The sequence below is a fragment of the Pseudomonas sp. GW101-3H06 genome (genome assembly GCF_059424605.1).
In genome coordinates this window covers 2848151-2861725 of record NZ_JBWKZO010000001.1, presented here as the reverse complement: position 1 = coordinate 2861725, position 13575 = coordinate 2848151, and the positions used below count along the sequence as shown (strand labels likewise).

Below are 13575 nucleotides of genomic sequence, written 5' to 3'. Positions count from 1 at the left end.
GTGTTTGCACCATCGCCTTCGCGAGCAGGTTCGCTCCCACAGTTGAAATGCGTTCCCCCTGTGGGAGCGAGCCTGCTCGCGAAGGGGCCAGTACTCACACCGCCGATTTCGCGACCGATGGGCTGGGCCGCATCACGCACAACCCGTAATAAATCAGCCCGCCAAGGGCCGAGCCGGTGAACCAGCCGTAGCTGTAGAACCAGCTGAACGCATCGCTGCCCAGCGACAACAGCGTCAGCACCACCGGCACAGCGAAAGCGAGAAAGCCGTTCCAGTTCCACGCCGGGTACACGTCATCGCGATAGAGGCCGGCAAGGTCCAGCTGCTGTTTCTTGATCAGGAAATAGTCCACCACCATGATCCCGGCAATCGGCCCCAGCAGGCTCGAATAGCCGAGCAACCAGTTGGAGTAAACGGTTTCCAGGCTGATGTCCGAAACGATCAGCCCAAGCTTCTTCAGCAGTTCATGCCCCATCAGCGCCAGGCCGACGAAACCGGTGAGCATCACCGCTTTGGTCCGGTTGATCGCCTTGGGCGCGATGTTCTGGAAGTCGTTGGTCGGCGACACGATGTTGGCCGCGGTGTTGGTAGACAGCGTGGCGATGATGATCAGCGCCATGGCCAGCGCGACCCAGACCGGGCTCTGGATATGACCGATCAGCGTCACCGGATCGGACACCGTCACGCCCACCAGTTTCACCGAGGCGGCGGTCATCACCACGCCCAGCGCGGCGAACAGGAACATGGTCAGCGGCAAGCCGATGATCTGCCCGACGATCTGGTCCTTCTGGCTTTTCGCGTAGCGGCTGAAGTCCGGGATGTTCAGCGACAACGTGGCCCAGAAGCCGACCATCGCGGTCAACCCGGCGGCGAAGTAACTGACCACACTGGCTCCTTCAGGACGCTTGGGCGGTATCGCCAGCAACTCGGTCATCGAGACATTGGGCATCGCCCACACCAGCAGCCCCACGCCCACGGCCACCAGCAACGGCGCGGACAGGGTTTCCAGCCATTTGATCGACTCGGCGCCGCGGATCACCACCCACAGGTTCAGCGCCCAGAACATCATGAAGCCCAGGACTTCACCGGTGCCACCCAAGGATTTCCACCCCTCGAACACCGAACCCAGAAACAAGTGAATGGCCAGGCCGCCGAACATCGTCTGGATGCCGAACCAGCCACACGCCACCAGGGCGCGGATCAGGCACGGGATGTTGGAACCGAGGATGCCGAACGACGAACGTAGCAATACCGGGAACGGAATACCGTACTTGGTGCCGGGAAAGGCATTCAGGGTCAGGGGAATCAATACGATGATATTGGCGAACAGGATCGCCAACAGCGCTTCGCCGACGCTCAGGCCGAAATACGCGGTCAGTACGCCGCCGAGGGTATAGGTCGGCACACAGATCGACATGCCGACCCACAACGCGGTGATGTGCCATTTGTTCCAGGTTCGTTCGCGCACCTTGGTCGGTGCCATGTCGTGGTTGTAACGGGGACTGTCGAGGACATCGCTGCCGGCTTCCAGCTCGAACAAGCCGTCGCGCTCGGTCACTTGCGATCTGATCTGTTGCATGGCCGCTCCACTGTTCTTTGAATTATTTTTTGCTCATCAGGGGATGGCGGCATCAATAAGCATGCCGGGCACCCCGTTTGTGCATCGGGCAGTTCCATAAACATTTGCTAAGCAACTGATATTCATCAGTTTTATTTGTAAAACCATTGAGTCCTCGGCGAGTTGCCATGCCACTCAGGCCGAATGCCAGGCCAGTTGTCCGAACGGTCCGGACTCAATCTGGTGCGTCGAGCTTTTTTCAAACGTCGCGCATCAACCATAGACCATGCTCAAACAGCTGATTTCACATAGAAAATCTTGACCATATTTCGAACCTGTCAAGTGCGTCAAAATGGTGAGCCGCCTCACCATTTTGGTGATTTTTAGTTTAATTCGTTAATTATCAATAAGTTAAAACAGTAATAAGCTTATAAAAAATATTCTTGCTGATTCCCGTAACAGCAGCTAGCGTTTATTCCTGACAGCACTGACAGGAATACCCCTGTTGATGATGGCCACCTATAAAAACATCTAGAACCGGCATCAGTCGGTCATGCCTGCGAGGAATCCGGAATGTCTCTGTTGATTCGTGGCGCCACCGTTATTACCCATGATGAAAGTTATCGCGCCGATGTGTATTGCGCAGACGGCGTGATCAAGGCCATCGGCGAAGACCTCGACATACCCGCTGGTGCCGAAGTGCTCGACGGCAGTGGCCAATACCTGATGCCCGGTGGCATCGACCCTCACACTCATATGCAGCTGCCCTTCATGGGCACCGTGGCCAGCGAAGACTTTTTCAGCGGCACGGCGGCGGGTCTGGCCGGTGGCACCACCTCGATCATCGACTTCGTGATTCCCAACCCTCAGCAATCCCTGATGGAAGCCTTCCATCAATGGCGCGGCTGGGCCGGGAAATCCGCTGCCGATTACGGTTTCCACGTCGCCATCACCTGGTGGAGCGAGCAGGTCCGCGAGGAAATGGCCGAGCTGGTGATCCATCACGGGGTCAACAGCTTCAAGCATTTCATGGCTTACAAAAACGCGATCATGGCGGCCGACGACACCCTGGTGGCGAGTTTCGAGCGCTGCCTGGAACTGGGAGCGGTGCCCACCGTGCATGCGGAAAATGGCGAGCTGGTCTATCACCTGCAACGCAAACTGATGGCCCAGGGCATGACCGGGCCGGAAGCGCATCCACTGTCGCGCCCTTCCCAGGTCGAAGGCGAAGCCGCGAGCCGGGCGATCCGCATCGCCGAAACCCTGGGCACGCCGCTGTACCTGGTGCATGTCTCGACCAAGGAAGCCCTCGACGAAATTACCTACGCCCGCGCCAAGGGCCAACCGGTCTACGGTGAAGTGCTGGCCGGGCATTTGCTGCTGGACGACAGCGTCTATCAACACCCGGACTGGCAGACCGCCGCCGGTTACGTGATGAGCCCGCCCTTCCGCCCGCGCGGCCATCAGGACGCACTGTGGCATGGCCTGCAAGCGGGCAATCTGCACACCACCGCCACCGATCATTGCTGCTTCTGCGCCGAGCAGAAAGCCGCCGGCAAGGACGATTTCAGCAAGATTCCCAATGGCACGGCCGGCATCGAAGACCGCATGGCCGTGCTCTGGGATGAAGGGGTAAACACCGGGCGCCTGTCGATGCAGCACTTCGTCGCCCTCACCTCCACCAACACCGCGAAGATCTTCAACCTTTACCCACGCAAAGGCGCGATCCGCGTGGGCGCCGATGCCGACCTGGTGCTGTGGGACCCGCAAGGCACCCGGACAATTTCGGCCAAGACCCATCACCAGCAGGTCGACTTCAACATCTTCGAAGGCAAGACCGTACGCGGCGTGCCTAGCCACACCATCAGCCAGGGCCGGGTGGTCTGGGCCGATGGCGACCTGCGGGCCGAGCGTGGGGCCGGGCGCTATATCGAACGGCCGGCGTATCCGGCGGTGTTTGATTTGTTGAGCAAGCGGGCCGAGTTGAATCAGCCGGTTGCCGTGAAGCGCTGAGATCGAGGCCTTCGGCCTTCGCGAGCAAGCCCGCCCAGGCGACACAAAAACTCAATGCCCACCAGAGGCATAACCTCCATCACCGTGAGGCCAAAAACCGTGATCAAGACCCTGACCCATCTCCCGCACCCCTACGAGAACGCGGCCGCCCTCGCCGGCCATTTCACCGACCTGGCGCCGCCGCTCAATGACCGGCAGGCCCATCTGGAAGCCTCGCGCTGCCTGTATTGCTACGACGCGCCGTGCGTCAATGCCTGCCCGAGCGAGATCGATATTCCCTCGTTCATCCGCAACATCCACCAGGACAACGTCCAGGGCGCGGCGCAGAAAATCCTTTCGGCCAACATCCTCGGCGGCAGTTGTGCCCGGGTCTGCCCCACAGAGGTCCTCTGCCAGCAAGCCTGTGTGCGCAACAACGCCCATGAGTGCGCGCCGGTGTTGATCGGTCTGCTGCAACGCTACGCCGTGGACAACGCGCATTTCAGCCAGCACCCGTTCACCCGTGCCGCCGACACCGGCAAGCGCATTGCCGTGGTGGGCGCCGGTCCGGCCGGGCTGTCGTGCGCCCATCGCAGTGCCATGCACGGGCATGACGTGGTGATTTTCGAGGCTCGGGAAAAGGCCGGCGGCCTCAATGAATATGGGATCGCCAAATACAAGCTGGTGGATGACTACGCACAGAAGGAGCTGGATTTCCTGTTGGAAATTGGTGGTATCGAAATCCGCCATGGGCAAAAACTCGGGGACAACCTGAGCCTCAGTGATCTGCATCAACAATTCGACGCGGTGTTCCTCGGCCTCGGCCTGGCAGCCAGCAAACAGCTGGGCCTACCCCATGAAGACGCGCCCGGGCTGATGGCCGCCACCGATTACATCCGCGAACTGCGCCAGGCCGATGACCTGACTCAGCTACCACTGGCAGACCACTGCATCGTACTCGGCGCCGGCAACACCGCCATCGACATGGCGGTGCAAATGGCTCGCCTCGGCGCCCATGACGTCAACCTGGTGTATCGCCGTGGCCTCGAAGACATGGGCGCGACCCACCACGAGCAGGACATCGCCAAGGCCAATCAGGTACGCCTGTTGACCTGGGCACAGCCGGAGCAAGTATTGCTCGATGACCAGGGTCAGGTACGCGGCATGCGCTTCGCTCGCACACATCTGGTTGACGGTCGCCTGCAAACCACCGGCGAAACCTTCGAACTGGCTGCCGACGCGATCTTCAAAGCCATCGGCCAGACCTTCGACGACAGCGCCCTCGCAGACCCGCTGGCCCGTGAGCTCAAGCGCCAGGGCGATCGCATCCTGGTGGACGAACAGCTGCAAACCAGCATCCCTGGCGTATATGCCGGTGGCGACTGCACCAGCCTCGACCAGGACCTCACCGTGCAAGCGGTGCAACACGGCAAGCGGGCCGCCGAGGCCATTCATGCTCAACTGATGCTCAACGTGGAGGCTGCGTAAATGGCCGATCTGTCGATTGTCTTCGCTGGCATCAAGTCCCCCAACCCGTTCTGGCTGGCCTCCGCGCCCCCGACCGACAAGGCCTACAACGTGGTCCGCGCCTTCGAGGCCGGCTGGGGCGGCGTGGTCTGGAAAACCCTGGGGGAAGATCCCGCGGCGGTGAACGTGTCGTCGCGCTATTCCGCGCACTTCGGAGCTAACAGAGAGGTTCTCGGCTTTAACAACATCGAGCTGATCACCGACCGCTCGCTGGAGATCAACCTGCGGGAAATCACCCAGGTCAAAAAGGACTGGCCGGACCGTGCGTTGATCGTGTCGTTGATGGTGCCCTGCGTCGAAGAGTCCTGGAAACACATCCTGCCGCTGGTGGAAGCCACCGGCGCCGACGGTATCGAACTGAACTTCGGTTGCCCCCATGGCATGCCGGAGCGCGGCATGGGTGCGGCGGTCGGCCAGGTACCGGAGTACGTTGAACAGGTCACCCGTTGGTGCAAGATGTATTGTTCGCTGCCGGTGATCGTCAAGCTGACGCCGAACATCACCGACATCCGCGTCGCCGCCCGCGCGGCGCACCGTGGCGGCGCCGATGCCGTATCGCTGATCAACACCATCAACTCGATCACCAGCGTCAACCTGGAGCGCATGGTGGCCAATCCGATGGTCGGCAGTCAGAGCACCCATGGCGGCTATTGCGGTTCAGCAGTCAAGCCGATAGCCCTGAACATGGTCGCCGAGATCGCCCGCGATCCGCAGACCCAGGGTTTGCCCATCAGCGGCATCGGCGGCATCGGCAACTGGCGCGACGCGGCGGAATTCATCGCCCTGGGCAGCGGCTCGGTGCAGGTGTGCACGGCGGCGATGCTGCATGGTTTCAGGATTGTCGAGGAGATGAAGGACGGCCTGTCGCGCTGGATGGACAGTCAAGGCTACGCCAGCATTTCAGCGTTTTCCGGGCGGGCGGTGGCCAATACCACGGACTGGAAGTACCTGGACATCAACTATCAAGTGATTGCGAAGATTGACCAGCAGGCTTGCATCGGTTGCGGCCGCTGCCACATTGCCTGCGAAGACACCTCGCACCAGGCCGTGGCCAGTGTGAAAAAGGCCGATGGCACGCATGCCTATGAAGTGATCGATGAGGAATGCGTGGGCTGCAACCTGTGCCAGATCACCTGCCCGGTGCAAGACTGTATCGAGATGGTGCCGGTGGACACCGGCAAGCCGTTTCTGGACTGGAATCATGATCCGCGCAATCCCTACCATGTCGCGGTCTGAGTTCAGCGGAGTCTGATCGGGCGCTTTCGCGAGCAGGCTCGCTCCCACATTGGAATGCATTTCAACTGTGGGAGCGAGCCTGCTCGCGAAGAGGTCGGCAACGGCACCGACCGCCTCAAGGCTCCAACCCAATCCCCCGCAAAATCACACTGGTCACCGTCTGCACCGCCCGCTCGAACTGCATGTCCGACAGCGGTTGGTGATCATTAAGAATATTCACCTGGTGATCAAAGTCTGCGTAGTGCTGGGTCGAGGCCCAGATCATGTACAGCAGGCTTGACGGCTCCACCGGCAGGATGCGTTTGTCGTCCACCCACTGGCGGATCTTCGCTTCTTTCATCTTGGCCCAGTCGTACAGGCTCGCGTCCAGTGTCTCGCCCAGGGTCGGCGCGCCGTGGATGATTTCGTTGGCCCAGACTTTCGAACCGTAGGGGCGGCTGCGTGAGTGGTTCATCTTGGCGCGGATGTAGCTGCTGAGTACCACGCGCGGGTCGTCGAACATCTCGAAGCACAGCGCGTCCTGTTTCCACACTTCCAGCAGGCCTAACAGCACGGCGCTGTACAGCTCGGTCTTGGTGCTGAAGTAATAATGCAGGTTAGAGCGCGGCAGCTCTACCTCGGCGGCAATGTCGGCCATGGCGGTGCTGCCGAAGCCTTTTTCGGCGAAGACTTTCTCGGCCCCCAACAGAATCTTCTCGACGTTACTGCGACGAATCTCAATCTTGTGATTGCCCATGTGGGCTCCCTTGTTTCAGCGTTAAACAAGACTAGCATCCGCTCTACGTCGCGGCGACAGGGGAAAGCAAACCGCTCCCACCGGTTTGTCTTCACCCCAGAAACCATCAGGTCATCGTATAACTTCTGATTGACAACCCCGAAAATCCCCGCAAATAATCGCCCCAATGTTGTACGACGACGTATAACAAATAATAAAAACAAGAAAAATGGAGCACCACAGTGAGCAAACTCGCCAGAAATCCGTCCGCCCGCAGTCCACGCCCTTCCTCCCCCCGCCGTCACACGTTGACCCTGATCGGTTGCAGCAGCCTCGCCTTCGCCCTGCCCATGACCAGCCAGGCCGAGGGGTTCACTGATGATGCCAAGGCCACGCTGAACCTGCGTAACGCCTACTTCAACCGCAACTTCACCAACCCGGCCTACCCCCAGGGCAAAGCTGAAGAGTGGACGCAGAACTTCATCCTCGATGCCAAGTCCGGTTTCACCCCGGGTCCAGTCGGCTTCGGTGTGGATGTGCTGGGGCTCTACTCGCAGAAACTCGATGGCGGCAAAGGCACGGGCGGTACGCAGCTGCTGCCGATCCACGGTGACGGCCGCCCCGCCGACAATTTCGGCCGCCTGGGTGTGGCGCTCAAGGGCAAGATTTCGAAAACCGAAGTCAAGGTCGGCGAATGGATGCCGGTGCTGCCGATCCTGCGCTCCGACGATGGCCGTTCATTGCCGCAAACCTTCCGTGGCGGTCAGGTGACCTCCACGGAAATCAGCGGCCTGACGCTCTACGGCGGCCAATTCCGGCAGAACAGCCCGCGCAACGATGCGAGCATGGAAGACATGTTCATGAACGGCAAAGCGGCGTTCACCTCAGACCGTTTCAACTTCGGTGGGGGCGAATACGCCTTCAACGACAAGCGCACCCAGGTCGGTGTGTGGTACGCCGAACTCAGCGACATCTATCAGCAGCAGTACTTCAACCTCAGCCACAGCCAGCCCCTCGGCGACTGGACCTTCGGCGCCAATCTCGGCTATTTCATCGGCAAGGAGGAAGGCAGCGCCCTGGCCGGCGACCTCGACAACAAGACCGCCTTCGCCCTGCTCTCGGCCAAGTACGGCGGCAACACCTTCTATGTCGGCCTGCAAAAACTCAGTGGCGACGATGTCTGGATGCGGGTCAACGGCACCAGCGGTGGCACCCTGGCCAACGACAGCTACAACGCCAGCTACGACAACGCCCGGGAAAAATCCTGGCAAGTGCGCCACGACTACAACTTCGTCGCTCTTGGCATTCCCGGCCTGACCCTGATGAACCGCTACATCAGTGGCGACAACGTGCACACCGGCACCATCACCGATGGCAAGGAATGGGGCCGCGAGTCGGAACTGGCCTATACGGTGCAGAGCGGCGCGCTGAAAAATCTCAACGTCAAATGGCGCAACGCGAGCATTCGCAGAGACTTCAGTACCAACGAATTCGATGAAAACCGGCTTTTCATCAGTTATCCGATTTCGTTGTTGTAAGGGTGTCTTATCGGGCAACTGCTATCAGGTTTGGCCGAATCAATGTGAGAGCGAGCCGGCTCGCGAATGCGGACATTCAACATCGATGTTGCCTGATATGACGCTTTCGCGAGCCGGCTCGCTCCCACAGGGAAAGTGATGACCCTCCGACAATTTCCACCAAAGTCGCGTTGACAAGAACCGGAAACACTTACGATACTCGATTTAGTCGTACGACAACCTACAACGATCCCAATAACAACAACTGCGTTTTCAGGGACTCCCATGACGACCACTTCAACCGCCCGCGTCCCCTTCAATCGTCTGCTCCTGACCGGCGCCGCCGGTGGCCTGGGCAAAGTCTTGCGCGAAAGCCTGCGCCCCTATGCCAATGTCATTCGCCTGTCGGACATCGCCGACATCGCCCCGGCCATTGATGACCGTGAAGAAGTCGTACCCTGCGACCTCGCCGACAAGCAAGCCGTGCATCAACTGGTCGAAGGCGTGGACGCGATCCTGCATTTCGGCGGCGTTTCCACCGAGCATTCGTTCGAAGACATTCTCGGTGCCAACATCTGCGGCGTGTTTCACATCTACGAAGCCGCGCGCCGGCATGGCGTGAAACGGGTGATCTTCGCCAGCTCCAACCATGTCATCGGTTTCTACAAACAAGATGAAGTCATCGATGCCCACTCCCCTCGCCGTCCCGACGGCTACTACGGCCTGTCCAAGTCCTACGGCGAAGACATGGCAACCTTCTACTTCGATCGTTATGGCATCGAAACCGTCAGCGTGCGCATCGGCTCGTCGTTCCCGGAGCCGCAAAACCGCCGGATGATGAGCACCTGGCTGAGCTTCGCCGACCTCACTCAATTGCTCGAACGCGCGCTGTACACGCCGGATGTCGGCCACACCGTGGTCTACGGCATGTCCGACAACAAGGACGTCTGGTGGGACAACCATTTCGCCACGCGCCTGGGATATGTCGCGAAGGACAGCTCCGAAGTGTTCCGCGAAAAAGTCGAAGCCCAGCCGCTGCCGGCCGCCGATGATCCGGCCCGGGTCTACCAGGGTGGCGCCTTCTGCGCAGCCGGCCCGTTCGACGATTGAAACCACCTGCGCCTGCCACCTGATCCCAACAACAAAACCCAAGGGAATGAGTTGCCATGCAAGCCGAATTGATTGTCGATGCCCGCAATGCGGTCGGTGAAAGCCCGGTCTGGGTCCCGGAGGAAAACGCCCTGTACTGGGTCGATATTCCTGCCGGGGGGTTGCAACGCTGGAGCGCCGACACCGGTCATGTCGACGCCTGGAAAGCCCCGCAAATGCTCGCGTGCATTACCCGCCACCCCGACGCTGGCTGGGTCGCGGGCATGGAAAGCGGGGTCTTTCATCTGCACCCGCATAACGATGGCAGTCTCGACAGCGAGCCCCTGGCCTTCGTCGATCATCTCCGCCCGGACATGCGCCTCAACGATGGTCGCTGTGACCGTCAGGGGCGTTTCTGGGCCGGCAGCATGGTGCTGAACATGGCCGCCAACGCCGCCGACGGCACGCTCTATCGCTACAGCGCCGGGCAACGCGGGCCGCTGGCGCCGCAATTGGACGGTTTCATCGTGCCCAATGGACTGGCCTTCAGCCCGGACGGACGCACGATGTACCTGTCCGATTCACATCCATCGGTCCAGCAGATCTGGGCCTTCGACTATGACATCGACAGCGGCACCCCGACCCGTCGCCGGATCTTTGTCGACATGAACCTGTTCGCCGGCCGCCCCGACGGTGCCGCCGTGGACGCCGAAGGCTGCTACTGGATCTGCGCCAACGACGCCGGGCTGATTCACCGTTTCACCCCGGACGGTCGCCTCGACCGCTCCCTGGCGGTCCCCGTGAAAAAACCGACCATGTGCGCCTTCGGAGGCAGTCGACTGGACACGCTGTTCGTGACCTCGATTCGCCCCGGTGACGACCATGATCAGCAGTCACTCGCCGGTGGGGTGTTCGCCCTCGACCCCGGCGTGAAAGGTCTGCCGGAACCGTTGTTCAACGATTCGCCGGCACTGTTGGATCAATAGCCTCCACCGCTTCTGCTGCACCGCCGCGCCTTTGAATACAAAAATAACAAGACTGGAGAAATGCCCATGGACTTCAAACGCACCTTGCTCGCCGCTGCAATCCCTTTCGCGTTCACCTTCGGCAGCGTCGCCCAGGCGCTGGAAATCAAATTCGCCGACATCCATCCCGCAGGTTACCCGACCGTGGTCGCCGAAGAGCAACTGGGCAAGACTCTGGTGGCCGACAGCGGCGGCAAACTGACTTTCAAGATGTTTGCCGGCGGTGTGCTCGGCTCGGAAAAGGAAGTGGTCGAACAGGCTCAGGTCGGCGCGATCCAGATGGCCCGGGTCAGCCTCGGCATCGTCGGCCCGGTGGTGCCGGACGTGAACGTGTTCAACATGCCGTTCGTGTTCCGCGACCAGGCGCACATGCGCAAAGTCATCGACGGTGAAGTCGGCGACGAGATCCTCGACAAAATCACCAACTCCGAATTCAACCTGGTGGCCCTGGCCTGGATGGATGGCGGTACGCGCAACATCTACACCAAGAAACCGGTGCGCAGCCTCGAAGACCTCAAGGGCATGAAGATCCGTGTGCAAGGCAACCCGATGTTCATCGACACCATCAACGCCATGGGCGGCAACGGGATCGCCATGGACACCGGGGAAATCTTCAGCGCCCTGCAGACCGGGGTGATCGATGGCGCGGAAAACAACCCGCCGACCCTGCTCGAACACAACCACTACCAGAACGCCAAGTTCTACAGCCTGACCGGCCACCTGATCCTGCCCGAGCCCATTGTGATGTCGAAAATCACCTGGGAAAAACTCACCCCCGAACAGCAAGTGCTGGTCAAGAAAACCGCCAAGGCCGCGCAAGCCCACGAACGCACCCTGTGGGACGCCAAGTCCGCCAGCAGCGAAGAGAAACTCAAGGCCGCCGGCGTCGAGTTCATCACCGTCGACAAGAAACCTTTCTACGACGCAACCGCCTCGATCCGCGAGAAATACGGCGCGCCCTACGCCGATCTGATCAAGCGCATCGAAGCCGTTCAGTAACTCTCCCGCTCCCTTGAAAGGCCCGGCGCGCACGTCTGCACATGGGTAGACGTTCGTGCGCGCCCGGTTACGGTGAAACCCGATGAAGAATCTATTGCTGCGCTTCAACGACCGGCTGTACATGACCTGTATCTGGGTCGCCGGCCTGTCGGTCCTGGCTATTTCCCTGATCATTCCCTGGGGCGTGTTCGCCCGCTACGTGCTTGGCACCGGTTCCAGCTGGCCGGAGCCCACCGCGATACTGCTGATGATGGTGTTCACCTTCATCGGTGCCGCCGCCAGTTACCGGGCGGGTGCGCACATGGCGGTGGCCATGCTGACCGATCGCATGTCGCCCGGCATGCGCAAAGGCATGAGCCTCTTCTCGCAACTGTTGATGGCGACCATTTGCGTGTTCATGACCGTATGGGGCACCAAGCTGTGCCTGTCGACCTGGAATCAGTTCATGAGCGCCCTGCCGACCCTGCGCGTGGGCATCACCTACATGCCGATCCCCGTGGGCGGCCTGCTGACGCTGATTTTCGTGCTGGAAAAACTCTTGCTCGGTGACCAGAGCAATCGTCGGGTCGTACGTTTCGACCTGGTTGAAGAAAGTGAAGGGGCTGCCTGAATGGACGCTTTGATTCTGTTGGGCAGCTTTATCGCATTGATCCTGATCGGCATGCCGGTCGCCTACGCCCTGGGGCTTTCGGCCCTGATCGGCGCCTGGTGGATCGACATTCCGTTCCAGGCCCTGATGATCCAGGTCGCCGGGGGCGTGAACAAATTTTCCCTGTTGGCGATTCCGTTCTTCGTCCTGGCCGGCGCGATCATGGCCGAGGGCGGGATGTCCAGACGCCTGGTGGCGTTTGCCGGGGTACTGGTCGGGTTCGTACGTGGCGGCTTGTCGCTGGTCAATATCATGGCCTCGACCTTTTTCGGCGCGATTTCCGGTTCTTCAGTGGCCGATACGGCCTCGGTCGGCTCGGTGCTGATCCCGGAAATGGAGCGCAAAGGCTATCCCCGGGATTTCGCCACGGCGGTGACCGTCAGCGGTTCGGTCCAAGCGCTCCTGACCCCGCCAAGCCACAACTCGGTACTCTATTCGCTGGCCGCCGGCGGCACGGTGTCGATCGCGTCACTGTTCATGGCCGGCGTGGTGCCGGGCCTGTTGATGAGCGCCTGCCTGATGGTGCTGTGCCTGATCTTCGCGAGAAAGCGTGACTACCCCAAGGGCGAAGTCATCCCGATGCGCGAAGCCCTGAAAATCTGCGGCGAAGCCATGTGGGGCCTGATGGCCATGGTGATCATTCTCGGCGGCATTCTGTCGGGCATTTTCACCGCGACCGAATCAGCTGCCATTGCGGTGCTGTGGTCGTTCTTCGTGACCATGTTCATCTACCGCGACTACAAGTGGAGCGAACTGCCAAAACTGATGCACCGCACGGTGCGGACGATTTCGATCGTGATGATCCTGATCGGCTTCGCCGCCAGCTTTGGCTACATCATGACCCTGATGCAGATCCCGGCGAAGATCACGACGATGTTCCTGACCCTGTCGGACAACCGTTACGTGATCCTGATGTGCATCAACGTCATGCTGCTGTTGCTCGGCACGGTGATGGACATGGCACCGCTGATCCTGATCCTCACGCCTATCCTGATGCCGGTGATTCTCGGCATTGGCGTCGATCCGGTACAGTTCGGCATGATCATGCTGGTGAACCTGGGCATCGGATTGATAACACCGCCGGTGGGCGCGGTACTTTTTGTGGGGTCGGCCGTGGGTAAAGTCAGTATCGAAACAACCGTGAAGGCGCTGCTGCCATTCTATGGCGTACTGTTCCTGGTGCTGATGGCCGTGACCTACATTCCGGCGTTGTCGCTTTGGTTGCCGCATTTGGTGTTGTAATTCCTTGCTTGCAGGAGCCAGGCTTG

Annotated in this window: 11 protein-coding genes; 9 read left to right on the top strand and 2 right to left on the bottom strand. The window is 60.3% G+C overall.

What is annotated here, in order from left to right; all coding sequences use genetic code 11:
- Positions 1–94: 94 nt before the first annotated feature.
- Positions 95–1579, bottom strand: a complete 1485-nt coding sequence (locus AC07ZE_RS13215; protein WP_207265197.1) for an NCS1 family nucleobase:cation symporter-1 — start codon at positions 1577–1579, stop codon at positions 95–97.
- Between the two features lie 552 nt (positions 1580–2131).
- Here AC07ZE_RS13215 and hydA point away from each other — a divergent pair.
- The 3 genes from hydA to preA all read left to right on the top strand — a co-directional run bounded on the left by hydA (position 2132) and on the right by preA (position 6313).
- On the top strand, positions 2132–3571 hold the full coding sequence (gene hydA, locus AC07ZE_RS13210) for a dihydropyrimidinase (protein ID WP_207265196.1): 1440 nt from the start codon (positions 2132–2134) through the stop codon (positions 3569–3571).
- A gap of 99 nt (positions 3572–3670) precedes the next feature.
- Positions 3671–5038, top strand: a complete 1368-nt coding sequence (locus AC07ZE_RS13205) for an NAD(P)-dependent oxidoreductase (RefSeq protein ID WP_207265195.1) — start codon at positions 3671–3673, stop codon at positions 5036–5038.
- On the top strand, positions 5039–6313 hold the full coding sequence (gene preA, locus AC07ZE_RS13200) for an NAD-dependent dihydropyrimidine dehydrogenase subunit PreA (RefSeq protein WP_207265194.1): 1275 nt from the start codon (positions 5039–5041) through the stop codon (positions 6311–6313).
- A gap of 115 nt (positions 6314–6428) precedes the next feature.
- On the opposite strand, the gene AC07ZE_RS13195 is transcribed toward preA, so the two are convergent.
- Positions 6429–7049: a TetR/AcrR family transcriptional regulator gene (locus AC07ZE_RS13195; RefSeq protein WP_095195009.1), complete on the bottom strand. Its 621-nt coding sequence runs from the start codon at positions 7047–7049 to the stop codon at positions 6429–6431.
- A 221-nt stretch (positions 7050–7270) separates the two neighbouring features.
- Here AC07ZE_RS13195 and AC07ZE_RS13190 point away from each other — a divergent pair, with 221 nt between their 5' ends.
- The 6 genes from AC07ZE_RS13190 (at position 7271) to AC07ZE_RS13165 (ending at position 13549) form a co-directional block, all read left to right on the top strand.
- Complete coding sequence (locus AC07ZE_RS13190) at positions 7271–8566, top strand: OprD family porin (protein ID WP_207265193.1); 1296 nt, start codon at positions 7271–7273, stop codon at positions 8564–8566.
- 264 nt (positions 8567–8830) lie between these two features.
- On the top strand, positions 8831–9655 hold the full coding sequence (locus AC07ZE_RS13185; protein WP_207265192.1) for an NAD-dependent epimerase/dehydratase family protein: 825 nt from the start codon (positions 8831–8833) through the stop codon (positions 9653–9655).
- 56 nt (positions 9656–9711) lie between these two features.
- Positions 9712–10620: an SMP-30/gluconolactonase/LRE family protein gene (locus tag AC07ZE_RS13180; RefSeq protein WP_207265191.1), complete on the top strand. Its 909-nt coding sequence runs from the start codon at positions 9712–9714 to the stop codon at positions 10618–10620.
- 66 nt (positions 10621–10686) lie between these two features.
- On the top strand, positions 10687–11658 hold the full coding sequence (locus AC07ZE_RS13175) for a TRAP transporter substrate-binding protein (protein WP_207265190.1): 972 nt from the start codon (positions 10687–10689) through the stop codon (positions 11656–11658).
- A gap of 82 nt (positions 11659–11740) precedes the next feature.
- Positions 11741–12268 carry a TRAP transporter small permease gene (locus AC07ZE_RS13170; protein ID WP_207265189.1) on the top strand — a complete coding sequence of 176 codons (528 nt, stop codon included), beginning with the start codon at positions 11741–11743 and terminating at the stop codon, positions 12266–12268.
- On the top strand, positions 12269–13549 hold the full coding sequence (locus tag AC07ZE_RS13165; protein ID WP_137805634.1) for a TRAP transporter large permease: 1281 nt from the start codon (positions 12269–12271) through the stop codon (positions 13547–13549). It begins immediately after the preceding gene.
- Positions 13550–13575 lie beyond the last annotated feature (26 nt).

Bases quoted from the DNA above. Each gene is read 5' to 3' on its own strand.
- AC07ZE_RS13165 (WP_137805634.1), top strand. From the start codon at position 12,269: ATGGACGCTTTGATTCTGTTGGGCAGCTTTATCGCATTGATCCTGATC.
- hydA (WP_207265196.1), top strand. From the start codon at position 2,132: ATGTCTCTGTTGATTCGTGGCGCCACCGTTATTACCCATGATGAAAGT.
- AC07ZE_RS13180 (WP_207265191.1), top strand. From the start codon at position 9,712: ATGCAAGCCGAATTGATTGTCGATGCCCGCAATGCGGTCGGTGAAAGC.
- AC07ZE_RS13175 (WP_207265190.1), top strand. From the start codon at position 10,687: ATGGACTTCAAACGCACCTTGCTCGCCGCTGCAATCCCTTTCGCGTTC.
- AC07ZE_RS13185 (WP_207265192.1), top strand. From the start codon at position 8,831: ATGACGACCACTTCAACCGCCCGCGTCCCCTTCAATCGTCTGCTCCTG.
- AC07ZE_RS13195 (WP_095195009.1), bottom strand. From the start codon at position 7,049: ATGGGCAATCACAAGATTGAGATTCGTCGCAGTAACGTCGAGAAGATT.
- AC07ZE_RS13215 (WP_207265197.1), bottom strand. From the start codon at position 1,579: ATGCAACAGATCAGATCGCAAGTGACCGAGCGCGACGGCTTGTTCGAG.
- AC07ZE_RS13170 (WP_207265189.1), top strand. From the start codon at position 11,741: ATGAAGAATCTATTGCTGCGCTTCAACGACCGGCTGTACATGACCTGT.
- preA (WP_207265194.1), top strand. From the start codon at position 5,039: ATGGCCGATCTGTCGATTGTCTTCGCTGGCATCAAGTCCCCCAACCCG.